Source organism: Mesonia algae (assembly GCF_003253545.1).
Classification (GTDB): Bacteria; Bacteroidota; Bacteroidia; order Flavobacteriales; family Flavobacteriaceae; genus Mesonia; species Mesonia algae.
Map to the genome: position 1 here is coordinate 461,769 of NZ_QKYV01000001.1, position 25,209 is coordinate 486,977.

The following is a 25,209-nucleotide window of genomic DNA, read 5'->3' on the forward strand; positions in this document are numbered from 1 at the left end:
TTTAAAGTTTCATTTCAGGAATTTCTCCATCCATAATTAATATTCCTTCTGTAGCGGCTTGAATTTCTTCTACACTTACGCCTGGAGCTCTTTCTAAAAGTTTAAATCCTTTTTCGGTAACTTCTAAAACTGCCAAATTGGTAACAATTTTAGTTACACAACCAACACCAGTAAGTGGCAAAGAACAGCGTTTTAATAACTTAGATTCTCCTGCTCTATTGGTATGCATCATCGCTACAATAATGTTTTCCGCGGAAGCGACCAAATCCATAGCGCCACCCATTCCTTTTACCATTTTCCCAGGTATTTTCCAGTTGGCGATATCTCCATTTTCTGCAACTTCCATCGCTCCTAGAATGGTTAAATCAACGTGTTTTCCTCGAATCATACCAAAACTTGTAGCTGAATCGAAAAAACTCGCTCCGGGTAATGCAGTAATAGTTTGTTTTCCTGCATTGATTAAATCTGGATCCTCTTCACCTTCAAAAGGAAAAGGCCCCATTCCTAAAATTCCATTTTCACTTTGAAACTCTACTTCTATATCGTCATTTACAAAATTGGCTACCAACGTAGGAATTCCTATTCCTAAATTTACATAATACCCATCTTTAACCTCTTTTGCAATGCGTTGTGCTATTCCGTTTTTATCTAAAGCCATAATTTATTTTTTTTGACGAACGGTTCTTTGTTCAATTCTCTTTTCGTAATCTTTTCCTTGAAAAATACGTTGTACAAAAATTCCTGGAATATGAATTTGGTTAGGATCTAGTTCTCCTGGTTTTACCAACTCTTCTACCTCAACCACCGTTACTTTTGCAGCTCCGCACATACAAGGGTTAAAATTTCTTGCAGTTCCTTTAAAAATAAGATTTCCTGCTTCGTCTCCCTTCCATGCTTTTATAAAGGCAAAATCTGCTTTATATGCTTCTTCTAAAACATACATTTTCCCATCAAACTCACGTACCTCTTTCCCTTCGGCTACTTCTGTTCCGTAACCTGCTGGAGTAAAAATAGCAGGAAAACCTTGTTGAGCCGCTTGACATTTAGCTGCTAATGTTCCTTGCGGAGTAAGCTCTACATCTAATTCACCGCTTAACATCTGACGCTCAAACTCGGCGTTTTCACCTACATAAGAAGATATCATTTTTTTAATCTGATTTTTTTTCAGCAATAAACCCAATCCAAAATCATCTACTCCTGCATTGTTTGAAATACAAGTAATATCTTTTACATTTTTATTGACTAGTTCTGTTATAGAGTTCTCAGGAATTCCGCTAAGGCCAAATCCGCCAAGCATAAAAGTCATCCCATCTTGAATGCCTTCTAAAGCTTCTTGAACATTATTTACCGTTTTTCTTATCATAAGAATATATTTTAAAGATCTAATTCTTTTGTTATTTCTCCTCCTTCTGTAGTTGTATTTTCAGATGAAGTAGTATCGCAATCTGTTTGAATAGTAAGTACCTCTGGTTTTTCAAAAGCTCCTTTAGAAACTTCTAAATCTTCATCTTCATATACTTTTTTCATATAAATTCCCCAAATAGGCAAAGCCATCGTTGCTCCTTGACCGTAAGTAATCGTAGGAAAATGCACCGATCTATCTTCCCCTCCTACCCAAACTCCTGTGGTAAGGTTAGGAACAATACCCATAAACCACCCATCACTTTGATTTTGTGTGGTTCCTGTTTTACCTGCGATAGGGTTTTTAAATGCATAAGGGTAACCCGTTACCGCTCGTTTATAATGGGTAAGATTTGCAGCGTAATTACTATCGGTTTTTAATCTCGTACCCGAACCTCCTTGAGTTACGCCTTCCATTAAGTTGATGGTTACATAAGCTGTTTCTTCACTCATTACATCTCTGCTTTCTGGCACATGTTGGTAAAGTATAGTTCCGTTTTTATCTTCAATACGAGTAACAATTACAGGTTTTACATAAACGCCTTTATTGGCAAATGTACTATAAGCAGAAACCATTTCGAATACACTTAAATCTACAGATCCCAGAGCTATAGCCGCAACAGGATCTATATTCTCTGTATTTGCACCCAGTTTGTCTAATAAATCAATTACTGGCTCTGGACCAATTTTATCAATTAATCTAGATGTTATGGTATTTAATGAATTTGCTAACGCCTCTTTTAAACTTACCATTCCGCCGTATTTCCCACCACTATTTTTTGGGGTCCAATCTTTAGTTACTCCATGTTTTCCTGCAGGAATGGTGTGTTGGGTGTTTGGTAATTCGTAACATGGTGAAAGATGTAGTTGATCAATCGCCGTTGCGTATACAAATGGCTTAAAAGTAGAACCTACTTGTCTACGCGCTTGCTTTACGTGTTCGTATTTAAAATGTCTTAGATCTATTCCTCCAACCCATGCTTTTACCTCTCCTGTTTGAGGCTCCATCGACATCATTCCCGTATTTAGGAAAGATTTATAGTAATAGATGGAGTCTCTAGGCGTCATAATTGTATCTTTTTCTCTTTTCTTATTCCATGCAAAAACAGACATAGGTGTTTTTTTATCGAATGAGGCTCTTATTTTTTCTTCTGAAAAACCTTTATCTTTCATCTCCCACCAACGCACACTATTTTTCATAGAGCGTTCTATAATACGATCTATTTCTTCTGAAGATACTTTTCTAAAAGGAGCCGTTTTATTCTTTTCATTCTGCCTATCAAATTCTTTTTGAAGATTTGACATATGCGCTTGCACTGCTTCTTCTGCATAAGTTTGCATTCTAGAGTCTATGCTGGTATATACTTTAAGTCCGTCTCTATAGATATTGTATGTTTCACCATTCGCTTGCGGATTTTCTTTTGCCCAGTCTTTAAGAAACTCTCTTAGATGCATTCTAAAATAAGTAGCTAAACCAGATTGGTGACTTTCTGGATGATAATCTATTGTTAAAGGGAGTGCTTGAAGCGAATCTTTTTGTTTTTCATTTATAAAACCAGCTTTTTCCATTTGTAGTAAAACCACATTTCTTCTATTGGTTACTCCAACTGGATTTCTACGAGGATTGTAAAGGGAAGAGTTTTTAAACATTCCTACCAAAACAGCAGCTTCTTCAATTTTTAATTCTTGAGGTTCTTTTCCTCCAAAATAAATTCTGGAAGCCGATCTAATACCTACCGCATTATTGTTAAAGTCGTAAATATTGAAATACATGGCCAGTATTTCTTGCTTGGTATAACTTCGTTCTAAACGAACCGCTATTACCCACTCTTTAATCTTTTGAGTTACCGCTTCAAAAATATTACTTGATCTTACTCCAGTAAATAACTGCTTAGCTAATTGCTGAGAAATAGTACTCGCCCCACCATTTGATCCCAAATAGGCTACTGCTCTTAATGTACCTCTTGCATCGATACCAGAATGATCATAATACCTTATATCTTCGGTTGCAACTAAAGCATTGATAAGGTTTGAGGGAAGCTCTTCATATTTTATAGGAGTACGATTTTCGTTATAATACTTTCCTAAGGTCTCCCCATCTGAAGAGAAAACCTCTGTAGCTAAATTAGTTTCAGGGTTTTCTAATTGTTCAAAAGTTGGCATTTCACCCAAAAGTCCCCAACTCGCCAAAAGAAATATGCTTACTACTAAAACGATCCCTAAGGCGAAAAGCTTCCAAAAAATACCAATGTATTTTCTAAAAGAACTTGTTTCTTTTTTCTTTTTCTTATTTGCTTTTACGTTTGCCACCTTTATACGTATTAATTAGTTGTTTTTTCTACCCTAAAACCTATTTCTAAAATCCCTTCTAAATTCTTTATACCTTCTACTTCTCCATTTTCACGCATTGCTTGTTCTAAGGTAACAGTATATGCTCCATCCTCTAAAAAGCGTACGTTTTCTTTGTACCAAAGTTTATTCTCTTTTACTTCTCCAGCTCCCGTTCCCATAAAATCTCCATTAGGGTAAGCCATTTCATATTCTAAAGTATCTGTAATTTGTTTTCCGTTGGGAAATTGCATTTTTGATATTAGAAAAAGGTTATTATACTTATAATCACTATTATTTCTAACGTTAAAAAACAAGTTATAAGTCTGTAAGCTATCAATATTTTTTATTTCAAATTTAACTACAGAGTCTTTTGCCCACGTATTTGGTATACTTTTATATTCATCATACACTTGCTTAGAGTCACAAGAAATTGCGCTAACCAGAAAAATAGACCCTAAAAGAAAAACTCCTAATTTATGCATTTTTAGAATTATTTTTTCTCCTGTTATTTGACTTGTTCTGAGGTTTTTTACTACCCGTTTTTTGATTAGGTTTAGAGATTGTATTCGTATTTGCATTTGCCTTTTGTGGCTTTCTCTTTTTCTTTCTTCTCTTTTTAGGTTGAGATGATTTAGGTTTATCAAATCGGGTTAAACTATCTTGCCCAACTACATTACTAAAATCTATCTCTACTTCTTGCTGAAGTTGAGTTGCAAACTCTTCCAAACTTGCTACTGGCTTTTTCTCCTTTGCAGCTTTAATAATGATCTTAACCTGATCTGTAGTTAACTCATGCCAATTCATCCATTCCCCTTCATACGCATACCAAAGAGAACCTTTAAAAATGTCTATTTTTTGACAAACCGCCGTCCCCTTTTGAGTTTGGAGTTTTGTATCCTGTCTTGGAAATTCTTTAAGAGCATCTAAATAAGAATCTAATTCGTAATTTAAACAACACTTCAATTTACCACATTGACCCGCCAATTTTTGCGGATTTAATGATAGCTGTTGGTATCTAGCCGCCGATGTGGTTACACTTCTAAAGTCGGTTAACCAAGTAGAACAGCATAATTCACGCCCACAAGAACCAATTCCGCCAAGGCGAGCCGCTTCTTGTCTAAAACCAATTTGACGCATTTCAATACGCGTTCTAAATTCTTGTGCAAACTCTTTAATAAGCTGTCTAAAATCTACACGCTCTTCTGCGGTATAATAAAAAGTAGCTTTAGAAGCATCTCCTTGAAATTCAATATCACTAATCTTCATTTTTAACTGAAGACGAATTGCTATTTCACGAGCTCTCACCTTCATAGGCTCTTCTTTTTCTCGTGCAGTTTGCCAAATATCAATATCTTTTTGTGAAGCTTTTCTATAAATTTTCAATACCTCCTCACTATCTACTTTTACGCGTTTTTTCTTCATTTGTACGCGAACCAATTCCCCCGTTAGGGTAACAATTCCTATATCATGACCTGGTGAAGCTTCTACTGCCACCACATCACCCATACTTAAAGTAAGGTTTTCTGTATTCTTGAAAAAGTGTTTTCTTCCGTTCTTAAAACGTACTTCTACACATTGAAAAGTTTCTTGCCCATTAGGCAAACTCATATTTGATAACCAATCGAATACAGTTAGTTTATTACAACCATCTGTACCGCAGGTTCCATTATTCTTACATCCTTTTGGCTGACCGTCTTTGCCAGTCGAGCAACTTCCACACGCCATATGTTCTATATATTGAGATACAATCGCAGCTATTTCATTACTGCGTGTATTGAAAAATTAATACTTTATTTAAAAGGGTAAATATACCAATTTATTGTGAGGCAAGAGAAAATGAAAAAAGATAATAGATTTCTCTTCTTAGAAAGAGATTTTAACGAGAAAATAGATAAGAAAAAGTGTTACCAAAATAGCGGCTAACGGAAAAGAAACAGGATTCCATTTACTTTTGTACCACAAAAAAAATGACGCTACTAATATAACAGGAGTAGCCAAAAATGCGGGAATGGTTAATAACTCTACAAAAACACCTACAATTACAGGAGTATCTTTAATGTCAAAATAAGTAAAACTGTAGAGCCACAAAAAATATAAAAGCACGCTTAAAGCGGAAAAAAACACAAGTTTATTGATGAGTTGAATTTTCATAAACTATTGAAGTACTTGAAAAGGCATTATTATAAATTAAAACATCGATTACACAAATTGTTTTTACATTTGTAATTCTTGTCTTCAAAAGACACATTTATATTATAATCTAAAAATATGAAAGTAAAATTAATATCACAAGCTTCTGCAATAATCACATGTTCTGATTGTAAAATATGGACAGACCCTTGGTTAGTGGGAAAAGCTTTTAATAACTCTTGGAGCTTACACCCAAAACCTAACTTTAAGGAAGAATGGTATAATGAAATAGATTATTTATGGATTTCTCATGAACACCCAGATCACTTTCATATTGAAACCCTTAAAAATTTACCCGCTTCATTTAAGGAAAGAGTTACTGTTCTTTTTCAGAAGAAAAATTCTGATAAAATGCCAAACGCATTTAAACGTTTAGGTTTTAAAACTGTAAAATTACTTACGCATTCTAAATTAACTAAGCTTACCGATCAAACAGAAGTTTTTGTTTATCAAGTAGGTATTATGGACTCTGCTTTAGGTGTTAAAAATAAGGGGTTTTCTGTTTTTAATATGAATGATTGCGAGCCTAATGCCAATGATTATAAGATAATTTCAAAGAAGTTTGATTCTAAAATAGATGCTTTACTCAATCAATTTTCGTTAGCGGGTAATAATGGTTCTAGAGAAAACATTCCTCAAATTGAAACCAAAGCTAAGGGCATTTTACAGAATATGATCACAGATCATAAAGGTCTAAATGCTAAAATTACAATTCCGTTTGCAAGTTTTGTATATTTTTCGAGTATCACCAATAAATACATTAACGCTTACCACAATACAGTAAGTGATGTAAAAAATATTTTCGATCAAGAAGGCTTAGGATTAAAAGCTCTTTATATTAATGATGAGTTAGATTTGAATAATGAAAATTATGATGATTCTAAAGCTCTCAAAAAATTTGAAGAACAATCTAATTTTGCCTCTTTAGATTATGACAGTTATCCTGAAATTTCTTTTGAAACTATAAAAGAAGGGTTTTTCAAAAGAAGAGATCAGTTGCTTTTAAGCTACCCAAAATTTATTTTAAATAAGTTAGGGAAAATGTCTGTGTTTTTAGAAGATAGCAATTACGGAATATCTTTTTCGATGGCCTCGGGAATAATTGAGAAAAATCTTGATATTTCAATAGATAATGCCGATTTGATTATGCATTCCCAACCCTTTCATCAAGCCTTTAGCACAACTTGGGGGGTACAGACTTTAGGAGTAGGAGCTCAATATTTTATCGAAAAAAATGAATCTACTTGGAAATGGTATAGACTCATAACTAATTTAAATAATTCTGAAATTTATTTAAAAAGCAAATATCTTTTCTCTAAGAAAATGTTCAATTATACGGTGGCGAGATTAAAAGCAAATGGAATAAGTCAACTTCTTTATAGACTAAAAAAAGCTTAAATAAAAAAACCCTTCAAATTCTTGAAGGGTTTTTTGTAATTATATTTTAAACTTCAGCACTTCAGATCTTCCTTTTTTAAAGATTTTATTACTGTTGTGTTTTCCTTTTCTTAGTGCTTTTTGCTCTTCATAAGATAGCGCATTCACCTCTTTACATTCTTGAGAACAACAGTTATCCATTTTTTCTGCACAAGATGTACATTGTATAAATAATAAATGGCAAGCTTCGTTATCGCAATTTACGTGCGTGTCGCAGGCTTCGCCACACTGGTGACACTTGGCAATAACATCATCGGTGATTTTTTCCGCTCGACGGTGATCAAACACAAAGTTCTTACCTATAAATTTATTTTCTAATTGTAAATTTTCTACTTGGCGGGCGTATTCTATAATACCACCTTCTAACTGAAATACGTTCTTAAAACCTTTATGCTTATAGTAAGCACTAGCTTTTTCGCAACGAATACCTCCCGTGCAATACATCACTAAATTTTTATCTTCTTTGTGCTCTTTTAAATCTTCTTCTATAATATCTAAAGAATCACGAAAAGTGTCTACATCTGGTGTAACAGCTCCTTTAAAATGACCTATTTCACTTTCGTAATGGTTTCGCATATCTACCAAAACCGTGTTAGGATCACTAATAAGATCATTAAATTTTTGTGCGTCTACGTGAACTCCTTTTTGGGTGACATCGAAGGTTTCATCATTAAGACCGTCGGCTACAATTTTATCACGCACTTTCACTTTTAATTTTAAAAAAGATTTGGTGTCGTGCTCTATGGCAACATTTAAACGTACGCCTTCTAAGAAAAAAATTCCGTCAAAGAAATTTTTAAATTCATTAAATCGGGTTGCAGGAACAGAAAGTTGGGCATTAATCCCTTCGTTTGCTACATAAATTCTACCTAAGACCTCTAGTTGGTCCCAAGCCACAAATAAATGGTTTCTAAAAAGTTCTGGATTGCCAATTTTGGCGTACTGATAAAAAGAAAGCGTTAAACGGTCTTCACCGGCATCATCTAAAAGCTGCGCTCTCTCTTGTGCACTTAGCTTATTGTACAGTTGCATGCTATACTAATTTTAAGTTATACAAAAGTTGAAGCGGCAAAGATAATATAAAAATAAAGAACTTGGGAATAAGCTTAAATGTGTGGATTAGAAGTTGCTTAAAATTAAAAACAAGCCTACATAAGCTTTTGTGATAAATTAAAGGTAAAAAAAAATGCCCGAAGCTTTTGCTTGGGGCATTTTTTTGAACGGCTAATTCGTTATTTATATTTTTTTAAAAAAAATCAAAAAATAGAAATAACGTTAGCCACCGTCCACTTTACAGCTACTCATAAAACTTATGGTAGCACCGCCGTGACGGGAATTCAAAATCATATTTTTTTTGAGAAATTTCATAAATGTTCTCCTTGCTTTTAAAGTAGATGCAAGAAATATAAAAAGGTTGCGTATAAGATTGTAATGAAACAAAACTTATAGTACTTTAGCACCACTTGAAGATAACATAGAAAGCGATAGATTATGAGCAAAGAAAAAGATAACGAAAAAGAAGCAAAACTAAAAGCGTTAAAATTAACGTTAGACAAGTTAGATAAAACTTACGGTAAGGGAACGGTGATGAAAATGAGTGATCAAGCCGTACAAGATGTAGATGCTATCCCTTCGGGTTCTTTAGGCTTAGATTTAGCCTTAGGAGTGGGAGGTTATCCTAGAGGTAGAGTAATTGAAATTTACGGACCAGAATCTTCTGGTAAAACTACATTAACGTTACACGCTATTGCGGAAGCTCAAAAAGCAGGAGGTATTGCAGCATTCATTGATGCAGAGCATGCCTTTGATCGTACATATGCTGAAAAGTTAGGAATTGATATTGAAAATCTAATTATTTCTCAGCCAGATCATGGGGAGCAAGCATTAGAAATTGCCGATAACCTGATTCGTTCTGGAGCAATAGATATAATTGTAGTCGATTCTGTAGCAGCATTAACTCCTAAAAGTGAAATTGAAGGAGAAATGGGAGACTCAAAAATGGGGCTTCATGCTAGGTTAATGTCACAAGCGTTGAGAAAATTAACGGCTTCTATTAGTAAAACCAATTGTACCGTTATTTTTATTAACCAGTTACGTGAGAAGATTGGAGTAATGTTTGGAAATCCAGAAACGACTACGGGAGGTAACGCTCTTAAGTTTTATGCTTCTGTAAGATTAGATATTAGAAGATCTACTCAAATTAAAAACAGCAATAGCGACGTAATGGGGAATAAAACCCGTGTAAAAGTAGTGAAGAACAAAGTTGCTCCTCCTTTTAAAATGGCAGAATTTGATATTATGTACGGCGAAGGGGTTTCTAAAGTTGGAGAAATCATTGATATAGGTGTAGACTATGAAATTGTAAAGAAAAGTGGTTCTTGGTTTAGCTATGAAGACACTAAATTAGGTCAAGGTAGAGACGCCGTTAAAGCACTTTTAAAAGACAATCCAGATTTAATGGATGAGTTGGAAACTAAAATTACTGAAGCTATTAAATTAGCTAAAGCTTAAAAACATTTTGCCTTTTAGATTAAAGAATCTCGCCAATGGCGAGATTCTTTTGTTTTACACGCAACCATTCTGATAATTAAACATCTATAACTAAACCCTTATATTTGTATTGTAAGATATACATTCTCAAGTGATGAAGAAAATTACCCTGTTTTTTGCCCTCCTTGTCTTAGTTACAAGCTGTAGTGTTGATGATATAAATGATATTGATTTTACCTATGAATTAATGCCAGTTACTTCTATTGATTTTCCCGACACTATAAATTTTAACGAAACCTATAATTTCCCGCTAAGTTATAACCGTCCTTCTACCTGTTATGGCTTTGCAGGATTTAACGTTATTGAAAACGAACAAGAAGTTAAATTAAGTATTTTAAACACTGTAATAAAAAACAGTTCTAATTGTAAAAATTTAGAAAATACTACTGTTACTGAAGTATTTGAATTCTTTGTAAAACGCAACGATTATTATACTTTTAAAATATACCAAGGTGAAGATGAAGAAGGAAATGAATTGTATCTAACTAAAGAAATAATGATTCAGCAATAGTTATTAATGAGTATTGAGAAGCTTATAAAACAATGTAAAAAGCAAGATTTAAAATCTCAGGAAAAGTTATATCAACTTTTCTCACATAAACTTTTTTCAGTTTCTTTAAAGTACTCAAGAAATTATGCCGAGGCCGAAGATAATTTACAAGATGCCTTTATCACTATTTTTAAGAAAATTAACCAGTTTAACTTTAAAGGCTCTTTTGAAGGCTGGATGAAAAGAATTGTGATTAACACTGCGTTACAACGTTATCGCAAACAACACGTTTTTGAAATTGTAAATGAAGAAAATATAGAACAACCCGAAGTAGAAATCAATGAAGAAAATACCCCTTTAAATTTTTTACTTCAAATAATTCAAGAGCTGCCAGACCGTTACCGTATGGTTTTCAACCTCTATGCTTTAGACGGCTACTCTCACAAAGAAATTGCAGAAACCATGGGTATTTCTATAGGCACCTCAAAATCTAATCTTGCTAGGGCAAGAGCGATTTTAAAACGAAAAATAGAAGAAAGTCAAAAAAAAAATAACGTACAGTCTGTTTAAAGATGAGTAACAAGAAGAATATAGATCGTTTATACCAAGAGAAGTTCAAAGATTTTGAAGCAACTCCGCATAAACGTGTATGGAAAAATATTGAGCAAGAATTAAAGAAAGACAAAAAACGCAGAGTTATACCTATATTTTGGTATAAAACCGCAGGTGTGGCTGCGGCAATTGCACTTTTAATATTTTTGGGAGATACTTTATTTGAGCCCGAACAAGTAGAGATTGTTAACTCTAGCAATCCTAAAGAAGAAACTTTAAAAGATGAATCTGTCCCTTCTTTAAAAAATACTGTAATAAATAAAAGTAAAGAAAGCTCTGTTTCACTTCAGGAAAATGACAAATTGAAAACCGAAATTAAAATTGCAGAAACCAGTCCAAGTACTACCCCCAAGAAAGAGAATAATACCGATTTTTATTCTCAGCAAGAATCGGTAAAAAAATCAAATAAACGATTCAACTCTTATAATTCTGCTCACGAAAATAAAACTCAAAATATAGCTCAAACTAATCACGCTTCCGCGGAAGCGAAAACTAAAAAGAACCTTCTAGAAACCACTGAAAATTTTAAGGAAGAAACTGACTTTAATCAAGACGGAAATTTAAAATTAGACAATACCAACCTTGCTGCTACAGTAATTAATAAAGACAGTACATTAACAAAAGAAAATTTAGAAAAAGAGAATGCCTTAGCACAGCGGGAGAAAGAGCTTAAAGAAGAAAATAATGATGAGAAAGAGGATGATGAAACTGAAAGTTTTGCTCGTTGGAATATTAGACCCAATGTTTCTCCAGTTTATTACGGAAATCTAAGTGATTCTGGAAGCCCTATAGATCCGCAATTTTCTAATAACAATGCTTCCGGGGAAGTCAGTATGGCATACGGAGTTAATTTTGCTTATGCTGTTTCTAAGAAATTAAAAGTTAGAACAGGGGTGAGTAGAGTTAAATTAAATTATAGTACTAATGATGTTGCCTTCACCTCATCGGTAGAGCCTATGAATCTAAGTGGAGTAAATAGTAATGCACGTACTAAAAACATACAAGTGGTAAGTGCACGACCTTCTGGAAATCAAGATCAAAGCATACAAGGACGCAATATAAACCCATATACTTCTGGTGCTCTAAAACAGCAAGTTGGTTTTATTGAAGTACCATTAGAGATTGAATATGCTATATTAGATAAACGTTTTGGAATTCATCTTATAGGTGGAGCTAGTAGTCTTATTCTTAATGAAAATGAAGTCGCTATTTCCTCTTCTGAAGGTGTTACCAATTTAGGAAAAGCTAACAACCTTAACTCAGTAAGTTTTAGTACAAACTTAGGGGTTGGACTTGGGTATGAGATTTCAGAAAAATTAGATTTTAATGTAGAGCCTACCTTTAAATATCAACTCAATACATTTTCGGGAAATACTAATGGTTTTAAACCCTATTATTTTGGGATATATACAGGATTAAATTTTAAGTTTTAGTTAAGTTAAAGTAGTAAGTAAAAAGGCTTATCTTATATAAAAAGATAAGCCTTTTTACTTTTCAGAAGTTAATTCGTCTAAGATTACTTGCCTTACTTTTTCTTTTAGCTGCGCTTTATTTTCGTGGGAATATGGTTGAGTAGAAAAGAAAGGAAGGATTTTTGCTCTCATTCTACCCGGGCTTCCGCTAAAAAATGTATATGAAAATCTTTTTTTATTATCGTAGAATACTAAAGGCACAATAGCTATTTTATGATCTATAGCCAACCTAAAAGCGCCATCTTTAAAAGGGTCTAATATTGTAGTTTCATCATCGGGCACGCCTCCTTCGGGAAAAATGCAAATACTTACTCCTTGATTAAGCCTACGCTGGGCTTGATTAAAAACTTCTTTTCGACTGCGTATATTTTTTCGGTCAACCAAAATACAAGTACGCTTATAGAAAAAACCGAAGATGGGAATCTTTGCTAGCTCTTTTTTACCAACGAAGACAAATGGATTTTTTACCATATGCAACATCATCATAATATCCATCATAGAAGTGTGATTAGCCACGAACATATAGCTAGAACCTAATTGAGGTTCTGCTTCTCGTTTTACAATAGGCCTAAAGCCCATACCGTAGATTATGATTCTCGCCCAAAACCGAGCTAACACAAAAAATTGTGGATAAAACTTCTCCTTAGAGGTAAACAATAGCAATAGCGGAAACATGAGTATAATAGGAACTCCCATTAGCACGTAAAACCAAATCCGCCACAGCAAAATTATAGATTTCTTTAAAATCTTCATTTTCCAAAAATATGAAAATGTATTTAGCAAACTCTATAAAAAAAGTACCTTTACAAAAAATATAATTATGTCTAGAATACTAACAGGCGTGCAAAGTACAGGCACACCTCACTTAGGAAACCTTTTAGGAGCCATTATTCCCGCTATTGAGATGGCAAACGATTCTAAAAACGAATCGTATTTGTTTATTGCTAACTTGCATACGTTAACGCAAATTAAAGATGCAGAAACACTTAGGCACAACACCTACTCTGTCGCAGCAACTTGGCTTGCATTTGGTTTAGACATTCATAAGACTGTTTTTTATAGACAAAGTGATGTTCCGCAAACAACCGAACTTTCTTGGTATTTAAGTTGTTTCTTTCCTTTTCAGCGTCTTACCTTGGCACATTCTTTTAAAGATAAAGCCGATAGATTGGCAGATGTTAACTCGGGGTTATTTACTTACCCAATGTTAATGGCAGCAGATATTTTATTATACGATGCCGAATTAGTTCCTGTAGGAAAAGATCAATTGCAACACATAGAGATGACCCGCGATGTAGCTTCTCGTTTTCATACCCAAATGGGAGAAACTTTTGTCATGCCTGAAGGAAAAATACAAGAAGAAACCAAATATATTCCTGGTACCGATGGCGAAAAAATGAGTAAATCTAGAGGGAATTATATCAATCTTTTTGAGACCGATAAAAAATTACGCAAGCAAGTGATGGGTATCGAGACTGACAGTACTCCTTTAGAAGAACCTAAAAATCCCGATACGTGTAATGTGTATAACCTTTATAAAGTAATCGCTTCCGCGGAACAAATTAAAGAAATGAGGGCTAATTATGAAGGTGGTAATTACGGTTATGGCCACGCAAAACAAGCTCTATTCGACCTTTTAATTGACAAATATGCGGTACAGAGAGAAAAGTATAAGTATTATATGACTCACCTTGAAGAAATAGATTCAGCTTTAGAAACTGGAGCTCAAAAAGCACAACAAACTGCTAACGGAGTACTCGCTAGAGTAAGAGAAAAATTAGGGTATTAATTTTATAAGAAATTAGATATAAAAAAGCCACTTTCATAAAAAGAAGTGGCTTTTATGATTTAAAAGGTATATCCTAACCTAATATGAAGGTCTAAAACTGCAAAACCTTTTTCGGGAGGAAAGAAATAATCTTGTTCATCAAAAAAAGCGTATCGATAACCTAAGCCTATTCCTGCTTCGTAAGTAAGATGTTTTGCTATTGTTCTCTTTATAGCCCATTTGGAAACAATACGTATTTGATTAAATACGTTTACGTTATCAACGTTAGAGATTACAAACAAATCGGGATTATAACTAAAAGAAATAGTGAAAAAAATTGCGCTGTTTTTATCAATAGCTTTTCCTTTTTCAAATCTTTTTCCAATATTATAATACCATCTAGGTTCAATTGTAATTACTGGCGCAAAGGCATAATTGGTTCTGTTATCTTCAAAATAAATACTTCCACCAAAAAGCGCAGCATCTAAACCTATTTCGGCTCTTAATGCTATTTTATTAGTTAACCTTCTCTCTGTATGTCATCAAAAACCTAAAACTCCCGTTTGTATTCCATAAATAGATTCTTGTGCATTTACTGATACTAAACTAAGTACAAAGACTAAACAGTAAATTAATTTTTTCATTATGTATTATTTCTGTTAAAGTTGCAATATATATTCCGAAATAAAACTTTTAAATTACCTCAAATTGTTTTCCAGGTAATGGTCTCACAACACCTTTTAATTCTAAGGCCAATAATATAGGATTGAGTTTAAACGTAGGTAATTTACATTGTAAGGCGAGCACATCCACTTCAGACTTTCCTAATTTTTTTAAAGTATCAAATACAAATTGTTCTTCAGTAGAAAGTTCAACAAAAAGCTGAGTTTGTTGTTTTTTTTGATCCTGAATATCCCAATTAAGCACATATACCAAATCAGCTACACTCGTTAATAACCGTGCTTGTTGAGTTTTTATAAGATTATTACAGCCTTTACTCAACTGATCGGTATTTCTTCCTGGCACGGCAAACACTTCTCTATTATAAGAGTTCGCTATATCGGCAGTGACCAAAGAGCCACCCTTTTCGGCACTTTCAATAACAATGGTAGCTTCACTTAAACCGGCGATGATACGGTTTCTTTTTAAAAAGTTTTTTCTATCAAAGTGGGAACCGCTCCAAAAATCAGTCATAAAACCTCCATGATCCATCACTTCACTCTCATATTTAGCATGAGCTTTAGGATAAATTTGATCTAATCCATGAGCCAAACAACCTATAGTTTGCAATCCATGAGTCATAGCTGCCTTATGTGCACAAATATCTACTCCGTACGCAAAGCCTGAAACTATTACAGGATTTAAGGGTGCAAGTTCTTCTATAAGTTGTTCGCAAAAAGCCACTCCGTGAGTGGTTACTTTTCTTGTTCCTACAATACTTATAATTTTTTTGTGTGCTAAGTCTATATTTCCATTCTGAAATAGTAAAATAGGAGCATCAATGCAATGTTTTAAATAATCGGGATAATTTCTGTCTTCAAAATAACGCACTTTAATATTTTCTTTTTCTATAAATAAAAGCTCTTGTTCTGCTTCTTCCATATAAGAAGAATCGTGAATGCTATTAATTTTTAAATCTCCAAAACCTTCAATTAATTTAAGTTCTTTTTTGGTACTTTTAAAAATCGCTTCCGCGGAACCTAATGTTCTTAATAGCTTTTTCGCAGAAATATCTCCGATGTTTGGTACTTTTTGTAATGCTAGTAAATAAATTAGTTCTTGCTCGCTCATAGTGTGTTAGGCTCTTTCTAAAATTACATAAAAACATTTGTTAATAAAATTTTGACATCTTATTTTTCGTTTTACAAAAAACGTCTACTTTTGTTTTAATGAGAATGGAACACTACATAAAAGAATTATTATACCGCTACGAATGCGTTGTTATACCTGGTTTTGGAGGTTTTTTAACCCAAAGAAAATCGGCTTATTTAGACATTCAAAATCAGCAATTTATAGCACCTTCTAAAAGCATTTCTTTTAACCGACAGTTAATTGAGAATGACGGAATTTTAGCTAACTATATCGCTAAAGCGGAAAATATTAGCTATCAACAAGCGGTAGATAAAATCAATTTATTTGTAGAACAACTTTCTAGTTCTCTCGCTAAACACAAAGAAATAAAGTTATCTGAAATAGGTACTTTCTATCAAAAAGATGACAAAATATTATTCTTTGTTAATGGCAGTCAAAATTTCCTATTAGATTCTTTTGGGTTACAGAGTACGAAAGCTAATTCCGTAAAGGTAAAAGTATCAAAAACTTTACCTCAACAAGAAGAAACTGCTACAGCTTCTATAAAAGAAATTTCTTTACAAGAAGCTATTGTAAAGCGAAATACTTCTAGCTATGCATTTGCTAAATATGCTGCTGTAGGAGTTATTGCATTAGGTGTTGCTGGATTATTTGGAGCCAATTGGTACAGCCAAAATGTAACCGAACATAACTTAGTAGAACAACAAAAAGCAACCAAAAAAGTAGAACAGCAAATACAAGAAGCTACTTTTGTCATTAACAATCCCCTACCAGAAATTGTATTTAAAGTAAAAACCGAAATAGGCAATTATCATATTGTTGCGGGAGCTTTTAGAGAAAAAGAAAATGCAGCCAAAAAAGTAACTCAGTTGAAAGCCGAAGGTTTCTCTCCAAGAGAAATTGGTGCTAACAAATATGGTTTACATCAAGTAGTTTATGGCAGTTTTGAAACTCGAGAAGAAGCTTTAGCTAAACTTCGCGAAATTAAAAAATCAAACAATCCTGGAGCTTGGTTGTTAGTTAAAGAACTTTAATCTCTTTTTAACATTCATAAGCTTATCTTTGCACAAAAAAGAAGATGGAGCCAAAACATCCTAAAGATTCAAAAACTATACTTACCGATTTAGTCTTACCTAGTGAGACCAATCCTCTAAATAATCTTTTTGGGGGAGAGCTACTTGCAAGAATGGATAGAGCTGCGAGTATTGCTGCAAGAAGACATAGCCGAAGAATTGTGGTTACTGCCTCTGTGAATCACGTAGCATTTAAAAAAACAATTCCGTTAGGAAGTGTAGTTACCGTAGAAGCCAATATTTCACGATCTTTTAAAAGCTCTATGGAGGTAATTATAGATGTGTGGATTGAAGATCGCGAAAGCGGAATTCGTTCTAAAGCCAATGATGCTATTTATACTTTTGTTGCAGTAGACGATAGCGGTTTACCCGTTCCTGTTCCTCCTCTACAGCCAGAGACTGATGTAGAAAAGGAAAGATACGATGCCGCATTACGTAGAAAACAACTTAGTTTGGTCTTGGCAGGAAAAATGAAACCCCAAGAAGCAACCGAACTAAAAGCGCTTTTTGAAAATTAACTTCCTAAAAGTTTATAGTTTCTAAATAAAACCTTAACAACCAACAGCTTCCTCTTAAATTAAAGCCAAAGTTGTTTTTGCAATACTCCTAAACGTTGTTTTATTTTTAATTTAACAGAAGAAAATGTTTCCCAGTTTTTTTGGAAAAATGTTTCTCTAACTAATTAAAAATAAAACTTCGCTTAGCAATGCTTCATATCTCTAGTTTTTCAGAAAAATCTATAGAAAAGATTTTAACTACTCTTGAAGAATCTTCTGAGGTTAATTGTGAACTTCCAGGAGGAGGATGGATGCATATAGAAAATAACCTCCCTTACCTCATTATCTATCGTCAAGTAAATGAAGATACTGGAATCAAAAAAATGATTAATAGTGGCGGTGCTTACCTTATTATTGGTGAAAAAGATTTTCAGGGCTATCAAAAACTATTAAAAACTTTATCACATAAGCTTTCTATAAAATTTGGTTCTTACATGCTCTTTGAGATGTATCTAAGCGCTTTAGAAAGTAAAAATTTTTACATAAAAGGTCCTGCACAAAAGATCTCCACTACCTTAGAGATTCTTAAAGAAGAGCTTACCAAATCTTCTGGTTTATCACAAGGAATTAGCCTTTCGGCGGAAATAAAAAATGTTGAAAACCGTCAAGCGGAAGGAAATTATCCCTTAATTTCTATTGAAGACGCCAAAGATTCTGGTGCCTTATGGATAGGCTTAGAAATACCTCCCATTTTTAGAGATAAAGAATATCACTTGTATCCTTTATTTTTTAGGAAGTTTAGAGATTTTCTTATCAACTCCGTTCAAAAAGCGGTATATGATTTTATAAGGGTACAAACTAAAAATCCTATAAAGAGTTATTATGCTTTAGGAAGAAAAAGTTTAAAGCAAAAGGTTTTTGAAATCGATAAAGAATTAGCTGATATTGAAAAATCATTTCAGTTTTTATGGCTGGTATCTCCTGTTAATATTCAAAATATAAAACAAACTTTCTTTGAAAGTAACTACAAAAAAGTTTTAGACTACCATTATCGTCTTCTTCCTATAGATCCAGATATTTTAAAAAGAAAGCTTTACAATCTAAAAATTGAAGACATTAATGATCCTGCTATGTCTTATATTTTTCACGAAAAAAGAGAGGAATTAGATCAGCAAATTACGATGCTTAATGAAAGGGGAAGTAAAAATTTTTTCTATAACAGCATCCGACTTTATAAGGGAATAGACAACGAAATTTGCCAACAAGCAGAACTAATATTACAAGACATTTCCGAAAAGGAAAAAACCGAAGATAATGATATATGCGATGCTACTTATTTTAGAGATTTAGCTCATCAAGAATTTTCTTACTACAAACAGCAAGACAAAAATTTTAAATGTAAAGTTCATTTAAGAGACGATGTAAATATTATGATGGTCTCTCAAGGGGAGTTGTATATTCCTAGCGATTATAAAATGAGTGCTACAGAAGCTGAAGCACTAATTCAGCACGAGGTTGGCACGCACGCGCTTACTTTTTATAATGGTCAACAGCAACCTTTACAGCAATTAAGTGTCGGGTTAGCCGACTATGATACCTTACAAGAAGGACTCGCTGTAATGTCTGAGTATTTAATTGGAGGACTTACTGCTAATCGATTACGAACCTTGGCAGGAAGAGTAGTTGCAGGAAAAGCTCTAATGGATGGAGGAGATTTTCAACAAATATTTAGATTGCTTACTCAAGAAAAAGATTTTTCTCCCGAGAGTGCTTTTAATATCACTTCGAGAATTATGCAAGGTGGAGGATTCATAAAAGATATAATTTATTTAAAAGGATTAGTGCTTTTACGCAATTACCTACAAAATGATGGAGATTATGAGCCATTGCTAGCTGGTAAATTCAGCTTAAAGCATTTAGAAGTCGTCAAAGAATTAACCGAAAGACAAGTTTTACATCCACCAAAATTACGACCTAGTTATTTAACTAGTAATAAAGCAAAAGAGAGATTACAACTAATTAGAGAAGGCCTGCCCATCTCACAAATGATCAACCCATGAAAATATGTTTTGTAGTAAATAACGTCCACGAAGAGAACTATAACAGTTCTGTTTTGCTTATGCACAATGCTCACCAAAGAGGTCATACCGTATTAATGATGGATGTAGGTGATTTTAATTTCACACATAATGAACCGCTAAGTATTTATGTACTTCAAGTGCCTAAATCCGTGAAAACGAAATCGGCTAAAAAGTTTATTGATGATGTTAAGAAGGCTAAGCTCAAGAAAAAGAAGATCTCTTCTAAAAATGTAGATGTGCTTTTTATTAGGAATAACCCTACTGAAGAAGTAGAAAGACAATGGGCAGAACATGCAGGTGTCGCTTTTGGAAAAATGATGCAACAAGAAGGTGTTTTAGTACTTAATGATGCTTATGCGCTATCGCACGCTTTTATAGATAAACTTTACTTTGAAGAACTTCCGTTAAGTATAAAACCCGATTCTGTCATTACCCGCAAGAAAGAAGATATTTTAGAATTCTTTGAAAAGCAAAACAAAAAAATGGTGCTTAAACCCTTGGAGGGTTCGGGTGGAAGAGATGTTTATCTTATTGATGAAAATGAAAAAAACCTCAACCAAATTATCGAAACCTTATTAAATCAAGGTTATGTGATTGGGCAAGAATATTTACCCGATGTAAAAGACGGCGATGTGAGAATTTTGCTAATGAACGGTAGACTTATTGAACGTGACGGTAAACACTCTATGATTAGAAGAAAAATGGGAGAAGGTGAATTTAGAAGTAATTTTAATCAAGGAGCAACGGCAGAAGCAGTTGAGCTTACCGATGATTTTAAAAAGATTATTGAGGTGGTTGCACCAAAATTAATTCAAGATGGTTTGTTCTTTGTTGGTCTAGATGTGGTTAAAGACAAGTTGATAGAAATTAATGTATTAAGTCCGGGGGGGTTAGATTATTTCCATCAAATAGATTATCCCGATTTTGGTGACGAAATTATCGATGCAATAGAGAGAAAGCTAAAATATAAAAAAATGTATGGTCATCACCTTTCTAACAGGGTTTTGGCTACTATGGAATAATTTTTAGAAAAGAGAAAAATGAAAGAGAACGTAACAAGAATATTAGGAGAATATACCTCTGGCAATAAAGGCCCTTTATTATTTATAAGTGCAGGAATTCATGGGAATGAACCCAGCGGAGTTATTGCTCTCCAAAAAGTGTTTAAAGAATTAGAAAAAACCCAACCTCACATTAACGGAACCCTTGTCGGAATTTCTGGAAACCATAAAGCACTTAATAAAAATCAACGTTATATAGACGAAGATCTTAATCGGGTTTGGACAGAAGAAAACATAGAAAAGGGGAAAGCTGAAAGTCACGAAGAGAAAGAGATGTACGAGATTATTGAAGTACTAAAAAAATATCCTGAAGCTAATTTTACCAAGCGCTATTTTATGGATTGTCATACCACTTCTTCTGATAGTCTCCCTTACCTTTCTGTACAAGAAGTAAACGATAACGATGCGTGGTCGCGTAACTTCCCTACTTATATCGTAAGAGGATTTAGCGACATTATTACGGGCGATTTTGATCATTACCTAAGTAGAACTGGTCTTACTGGCTTTGTTTTTGAAGCTGGTCAACACGAAAGCAAATCTTCTGTAGAAAACCAAGAAGGGATGATTTGGCTTTGCTTAAAAGAAGCCTGCAACTTAGATTTAAGTCTTATTTCTTGCTACCCCGATTGTGTCGAAAATTTTAAAACTAAAAATGCACCCGCACAAAAAGTTTTTGATATTGAATACCGCCACGGATTAGAAAATAACGACGATTTTAAAATGCAACCTGGTTTTCAAAATTTTCAAGAAATAAAAAAGGGGGAATTGCTTGCCATTCAAAACGGAAAAGAAATTAAAAGTCAGTGGAACGCAAGAATTTTTATGCCTTTATATCAAGCGCAAGGAAATGATGGTTTTTTTGTAATTAAAGAAGTGAAAGATTGAGGTTTTTAAAATCCTTTTAAAGAAATTTGTGGCTTAAAATTTTAAGTCTTGGCCACAACTCCAAAAGTATCTTTTAAAGAAATAAACAAAATTGCAATTCCAGCTATTATTGCAGGAATAGCAGAACCGCTTATTTCTTTAACCGATATCGCAGTAATTGGAAATGTAGAAAAAAACTCTATTGAAGCCTTGGCTGCTGCCGGAATTGTAGGATCATTCTTATCGGCTATTATTTGGATTGTCGCACAAACCAAAACCGCTATTTCTTCTATTATTTCTCAACACTTAGGAGCCAATAGAATTCATGCGGTAAAGACTTTAATACCACAGGCCATTCTTTTTAATTTGTTTTTGAGTCTCGTTATTTACGGACTTACAGCCTTTTTTGCTGAAGCTATTTTTAGCGCTTACAATGCCGATGGATTAATACTTCAATACACGCAAGAATACTACACGATTAGGGCCCTTGGCTATCCACTCACCTTAGTCACTTTTGCTATTTTCGGAATTTTTCGCGGGCTTCAAAATACACTTTGGGCCATGAAGTGTAGTTTGGCAGGAGCGGCAGTTAACGTAGGGCTAGATTTTTTACTTGTCTATGGCGTTGAAGGTTATATTCCTCCTCTGCATTTGGCTGGAGCCGCTTATGCGAGTCTTGCTGCACAAGCTACCATGCTTATTATGGCTTTGTATTACTTCTTTAAAAAAACACCATTCCATTTAAAGCTGAGTTTCAATATTAACCCTCAAATGAAACCACTTCTTATTATGGCAGCTAATCTGTTCGTAAGAACGGCAGCGCTCAATTTCGCCATTTATTTAGCAAATGCTTACGCTACAGATTATGGTAAAAACTATATTGCTGCGCAGAGTATTTTGATGAACATTTGGCTCTTCTTTTCCTTTTTTATTGATGGTTATGCTAATGCAGGGAACGCTATAAGTGGAAGACTTTTAGGTGCAAAAGATTATACCAGACTATGGAATTTAAGTAAAGACATTTGCAAGTATGCGGTGTTTATCGCTTTTATTTTAGTAGGAATTTGTGGGTTATTTTACGATGAAATCGGACTTATCTTTAACAAAGAAGAAAGTGTATTGGTTTTATTCTCTTCAGTATTTTGGTTAGTACTTTTAATGCAACCTATAAACGCTATTGCTTTTATGTTCGACGGTATTTTTAAAGGCTTGGGAGAAGCTAAATACCTTCGCAATATTTTATTGGCAGCCACTTTTTTAGGTTTTACACCTACCCTTTTGTTGGCAGACTATTTTGGATTAAAGCTTTATGCCATTTGGCTTGGTTTTTTGGTTTGGATGCTCATCCGCAGCAGCGCATTGGTTATTCAGTTTAGAAGAAAATATTTGAATTAAAACATTAAGGTTTATGCAAGATCAACACAAAGCTTACCTCTACGCTGGCATTTCTGTTCTGTTATGGGCAACTGTGGCTTCTGCGATGAAAATTAGCTTAGCATATCTCGATTTTTTACAATTGCTCTTTCTTTCTGTTTCGGTTTCTTTAGTGGTGCTTTTTATCGTCATAGTAGGTCAAGGAAAGTTGAAAAATGTGTTTAAACTTCCTTTAAAAGCTTACTTAAAATCTGCTGTTTTTGGACTCATAAATCCCTTTCTTTACTATATCGTTTTATTTAAAGCTTATGATCTATTGCCTGCTCAAGAAGCCCAGCCTTTAAATTATACGTGGCCTATTATGATGACGCTTTTGTCTATTCCCATCTTAAAGCAAAAGATAAATATTCAAAATTTTTTAGCGATTCTCATTAGCTTTTTAGGTGTTCTCACCATTTCTACACGAGGTAATTTACTAGGTTTCTCTTTTAGCAACCCTTACGGAGCTATTTTAGGAATTGCTTCTGCTGTAATTTGGGCGCTGTTTTGGATTTACAATATCAAAGATAAACGAGATGAAATTAGCAAGCTCTTTCTCAATTTCCTTTTCGGAATCGTTTACATTAGTATTGCTCTAGCTGCTTTTTCGAGTTTCCCTACTTTTTCCGCTAAGCATTATATGGGTGCTGTTTATGTAGGATTGTTTGAAATGGGAGTTACTTTTATTATTTGGTCTATGGCTTTAAAAAAATCGACGCACACAGCTAAAGTAAGTCGATTAATCTACCTCGTCCCATTTTTGTCTTTAATCGTTATTTACTTTACGGTTGGGGAAAACATCCAAAGCTCAACCCTTATAGGTTTAGGATTAATCGTTGGCGGATTAATTTTTGATAACATTAATTTTGTACGTCTTATGGAAAAAGTGTTGAAGAGAAAAAAAACCAAAATCTAAAAACTTCTATTTATAATATTAATTTCAGTTTAACATCTGTCTATTTAAAATTGCTTTAAAAAGTCGTAATTTTAAGGTATGAATAGAAACGATGTTAGTAGTGGTTTTATTTTTAAAACCTACAAAAAACCATATCAATCTCCCTTTGAAGTTCTTTTTGAGGTTTTTAAAGAATTAATTACCCACACGTCTGGAGATTTTGATGAAGCTATAGATTGGCTTCGTCAACTCGATAAGGAATATGAATTGACCACTCCAGATTATAGTATCGAAGACTTTATTGAAGATCTTAAAGCAAAAGGCTACATTCAAGAACGTGTAAAACCTGATGGTAAAAACGGAATTGAAATTACTTCAAAAACCGAAAAAGCGATACGACAACGTGCATTAAAACAAATTTTTGGGAAAATGCGTAAAGGCGCCTCGGGTAACCATAAAACAAAACATACAGGAAATACCCAGGATTCTACAGAAGATTTTAGGAATTATCAATATGGAGATGCGCTAGATAAAATCTCTATGACAGAGAGTTTGAGAAATGCACAAATTAACCATGGTTTAGACGATTTTCATTTAAGCGAAGATGATTTGGTGGTAGAAGAAAGCAATCATAAATCGCAAATGAGCACGGTTTTAATGATCGATATAAGTCATAGTATGATTTTATATGGTGAAGACCGTATTACTCCTGCCAAAAAAGTGGCGATGGCCTTAGCGGAATTAATTCTTACTCAATATCCCAAAGACTCCTTAGATGTAATCGTTTTTGGAAATGATGCTTGGCCTATAAAAATTAAAGATTTGCCTTATCTACAAGTAGGTCCGTTTCATACCAATACCGTTGCCGGATTGCAATTGGCGATGGATATTTTAAGAAGAAAACGAAATGCCAATAAACAAATTTTTATGATTACTGATGGTAAACCCAGTTGCTTGCGCTTACCCGATGGTACATATTACAAAAACTCTATGGGCTTAGATGAATATATTACCCAACGCTGCTATAATATGGCAGCACAAGCCAGAAAATTAAATATTCCTATCACTACATTTATGATAGCATCAGACCCTTATTTACAACAATTTGTAGATGAATTTTCTGCTTCCAATCAAGGAAAAGCTTATTACACTGGACTTTCGGGATTAGGAGAGATGATTTTTGAAGATTATGAAGCGAATAGAAAAAAGAGAATACGGTAAATAATAGGTTTTGACTTCGTTCAGCCTAAAGAGAAAAAGAA

Annotated in this window: 24 protein-coding genes; 14 read left to right on the forward strand and 10 right to left on the reverse strand. The window is 33.8% G+C overall.

Annotated elements, in window-relative coordinates; genetic code table 11:
• Position 1: 1 nt before the first annotated feature.
• From LX95_RS02130 to LX95_RS02155, 6 genes are all read right to left on the reverse strand, one after another.
• Positions 2-658, reverse strand: coding sequence for a CoA transferase subunit B (locus tag LX95_RS02130; RefSeq protein ID WP_111539765.1), 657 nt, complete (start codon positions 656-658; stop codon positions 2-4).
• Positions 659-661: 3 nt separating this feature from the next.
• Positions 662-1,363 carry a CoA transferase subunit A gene (locus tag LX95_RS02135; protein WP_111539766.1) on the reverse strand — a complete coding sequence of 234 codons (702 nt, stop codon included), beginning with the start codon at positions 1,361-1,363 and terminating at the stop codon, positions 662-664.
• Between the two features lie 11 nt (positions 1,364-1,374).
• Positions 1,375-3,711: a penicillin-binding protein 1A gene (locus LX95_RS02140; protein WP_111539767.1), complete on the reverse strand. Its 2,337-nt coding sequence runs from the start codon at positions 3,709-3,711 to the stop codon at positions 1,375-1,377.
• 11 nt (positions 3,712-3,722) lie between these two features.
• Positions 3,723-4,214 (reverse strand): gliding motility lipoprotein GldH, encoded by a 492-nt coding sequence (locus tag LX95_RS02145; RefSeq protein ID WP_111539768.1) that lies wholly within the window; start codon positions 4,212-4,214, stop codon positions 3,723-3,725.
• A complete protein-coding gene (locus tag LX95_RS02150) occupies positions 4,207-5,457 on the reverse strand; it encodes a PSP1 domain-containing protein (protein ID WP_111539769.1) in 1,251 nt (416 codons plus the stop codon). Before LX95_RS02150 ends, LX95_RS02145 begins: the two co-directional genes overlap by 8 nt.
• A gap of 138 nt (positions 5,458-5,595) precedes the next feature.
• The gene (locus tag LX95_RS02155; protein ID WP_111539770.1) at positions 5,596-5,883 is read right to left on the reverse strand and encodes a hypothetical protein; all 288 of its coding nucleotides are present in this window, start codon (positions 5,881-5,883) and stop codon (positions 5,596-5,598) included.
• Between the two features lie 117 nt (positions 5,884-6,000).
• On the opposite strand from LX95_RS02155, the gene LX95_RS02160 reads away from it, so the two are divergent.
• Positions 6,001-7,320, forward strand: coding sequence for an MBL fold metallo-hydrolase (locus LX95_RS02160; protein ID WP_111539771.1), 1,320 nt, complete (start codon positions 6,001-6,003; stop codon positions 7,318-7,320).
• A gap of 39 nt (positions 7,321-7,359) precedes the next feature.
• Here LX95_RS02160 and trhO read toward each other — a convergent pair whose 3' ends face one another.
• Positions 7,360-8,391: an oxygen-dependent tRNA uridine(34) hydroxylase TrhO gene (gene trhO, locus LX95_RS02165; protein WP_111539772.1), complete on the reverse strand. Its 1,032-nt coding sequence runs from the start codon at positions 8,389-8,391 to the stop codon at positions 7,360-7,362.
• A gap of 459 nt (positions 8,392-8,850) precedes the next feature.
• Between trhO and recA the strand changes: the two genes are divergently transcribed.
• The 4 genes from recA to LX95_RS02185 all read left to right on the forward strand — a co-directional run bounded on the left by recA (position 8,851) and on the right by LX95_RS02185 (position 12,444).
• Positions 8,851-9,870 carry a recombinase RecA gene (gene recA, locus LX95_RS02170; RefSeq protein WP_111539773.1) on the forward strand — a complete coding sequence of 340 codons (1,020 nt, stop codon included), beginning with the start codon at positions 8,851-8,853 and terminating at the stop codon, positions 9,868-9,870.
• Positions 9,871-10,003: 133 nt separating this feature from the next.
• Complete coding sequence (locus LX95_RS02175) at positions 10,004-10,420, forward strand: hypothetical protein (protein WP_111539774.1); 417 nt, start codon at positions 10,004-10,006, stop codon at positions 10,418-10,420.
• 6 nt (positions 10,421-10,426) lie between these two features.
• The gene (locus tag LX95_RS02180) at positions 10,427-10,969 is read left to right on the forward strand and encodes an RNA polymerase sigma factor (RefSeq protein ID WP_111539775.1); all 543 of its coding nucleotides are present in this window, start codon (positions 10,427-10,429) and stop codon (positions 10,967-10,969) included.
• Between the two features lie 2 nt (positions 10,970-10,971).
• Entirely contained in the window at positions 10,972-12,444 is a 1,473-nt protein-coding gene (locus LX95_RS02185) for a porin family protein (RefSeq protein ID WP_111539776.1), read from the forward strand.
• A 54-nt stretch (positions 12,445-12,498) separates the two neighbouring features.
• Here the strand turns inward: LX95_RS02185 and LX95_RS02190 are convergent, their stop codons facing one another.
• Complete coding sequence (locus LX95_RS02190; protein ID WP_111539777.1) at positions 12,499-13,236, reverse strand: lysophospholipid acyltransferase family protein; 738 nt, start codon at positions 13,234-13,236, stop codon at positions 12,499-12,501.
• A gap of 67 nt (positions 13,237-13,303) precedes the next feature.
• Here LX95_RS02190 and trpS point away from each other — a divergent pair, with 67 nt between their 5' ends.
• Complete coding sequence (trpS, locus tag LX95_RS02195; protein ID WP_111539778.1) at positions 13,304-14,272, forward strand: tryptophan--tRNA ligase; 969 nt, start codon at positions 13,304-13,306, stop codon at positions 14,270-14,272.
• Between the two features lie 59 nt (positions 14,273-14,331).
• Here trpS and LX95_RS02200 read toward each other — a convergent pair whose 3' ends face one another.
• Together LX95_RS02200 and dprA are read right to left on the reverse strand one after the other, a co-directional pair.
• A complete protein-coding gene (locus LX95_RS02200) occupies positions 14,332-14,553 on the reverse strand; it encodes a hypothetical protein (protein WP_111539779.1) in 222 nt (73 codons plus the stop codon).
• Positions 14,554-14,944: 391 nt separating this feature from the next.
• Positions 14,945-16,042: a DNA-processing protein DprA gene (gene dprA, locus LX95_RS02205; protein ID WP_111539780.1), complete on the reverse strand. Its 1,098-nt coding sequence runs from the start codon at positions 16,040-16,042 to the stop codon at positions 14,945-14,947.
• 104 nt (positions 16,043-16,146) lie between these two features.
• Here dprA and LX95_RS02210 point away from each other — a divergent pair, with 104 nt between their 5' ends.
• The 8 genes from LX95_RS02210 to LX95_RS02245 all read left to right on the forward strand — a co-directional run bounded on the left by LX95_RS02210 (position 16,147) and on the right by LX95_RS02245 (position 25,168).
• Positions 16,147-17,097, forward strand: a complete 951-nt coding sequence (locus tag LX95_RS02210; protein ID WP_245924710.1) for an HU domain-containing protein — start codon at positions 16,147-16,149, stop codon at positions 17,095-17,097.
• Positions 17,098-17,141: 44 nt separating this feature from the next.
• Entirely contained in the window at positions 17,142-17,654 is a 513-nt protein-coding gene (locus LX95_RS02215; protein WP_111539782.1) for an acyl-CoA thioesterase, read from the forward strand.
• Between the two features lie 188 nt (positions 17,655-17,842).
• Positions 17,843-19,693, forward strand: coding sequence for a flavohemoglobin expression-modulating QEGLA motif protein (locus LX95_RS02220; protein WP_111539783.1), 1,851 nt, complete (start codon positions 17,843-17,845; stop codon positions 19,691-19,693).
• On the forward strand, positions 19,690-20,736 hold the full coding sequence (locus LX95_RS02225; RefSeq protein WP_111539784.1) for a glutathione synthetase: 1,047 nt from the start codon (positions 19,690-19,692) through the stop codon (positions 20,734-20,736). The genes LX95_RS02220 and LX95_RS02225 overlap by 4 nt, the downstream gene beginning before the upstream one ends.
• Positions 20,737-20,754: 18 nt before the next feature.
• On the forward strand, positions 20,755-21,660 hold the full coding sequence (locus LX95_RS02230; RefSeq protein ID WP_111539785.1) for a M14 family metallopeptidase: 906 nt from the start codon (positions 20,755-20,757) through the stop codon (positions 21,658-21,660).
• A gap of 48 nt (positions 21,661-21,708) precedes the next feature.
• Positions 21,709-23,034 carry an MATE family efflux transporter gene (locus LX95_RS02235; protein ID WP_111539786.1) on the forward strand — a complete coding sequence of 442 codons (1,326 nt, stop codon included), beginning with the start codon at positions 21,709-21,711 and terminating at the stop codon, positions 23,032-23,034.
• Between the two features lie 13 nt (positions 23,035-23,047).
• The gene (locus LX95_RS02240; RefSeq protein WP_111539787.1) at positions 23,048-23,968 is read left to right on the forward strand and encodes a DMT family transporter; all 921 of its coding nucleotides are present in this window, start codon (positions 23,048-23,050) and stop codon (positions 23,966-23,968) included.
• A gap of 78 nt (positions 23,969-24,046) precedes the next feature.
• Entirely contained in the window at positions 24,047-25,168 is a 1,122-nt protein-coding gene (locus LX95_RS02245) for a vWA domain-containing protein (protein WP_111539788.1), read from the forward strand.
• The last annotated feature ends 41 nt before the right edge of the window (positions 25,169-25,209 follow it).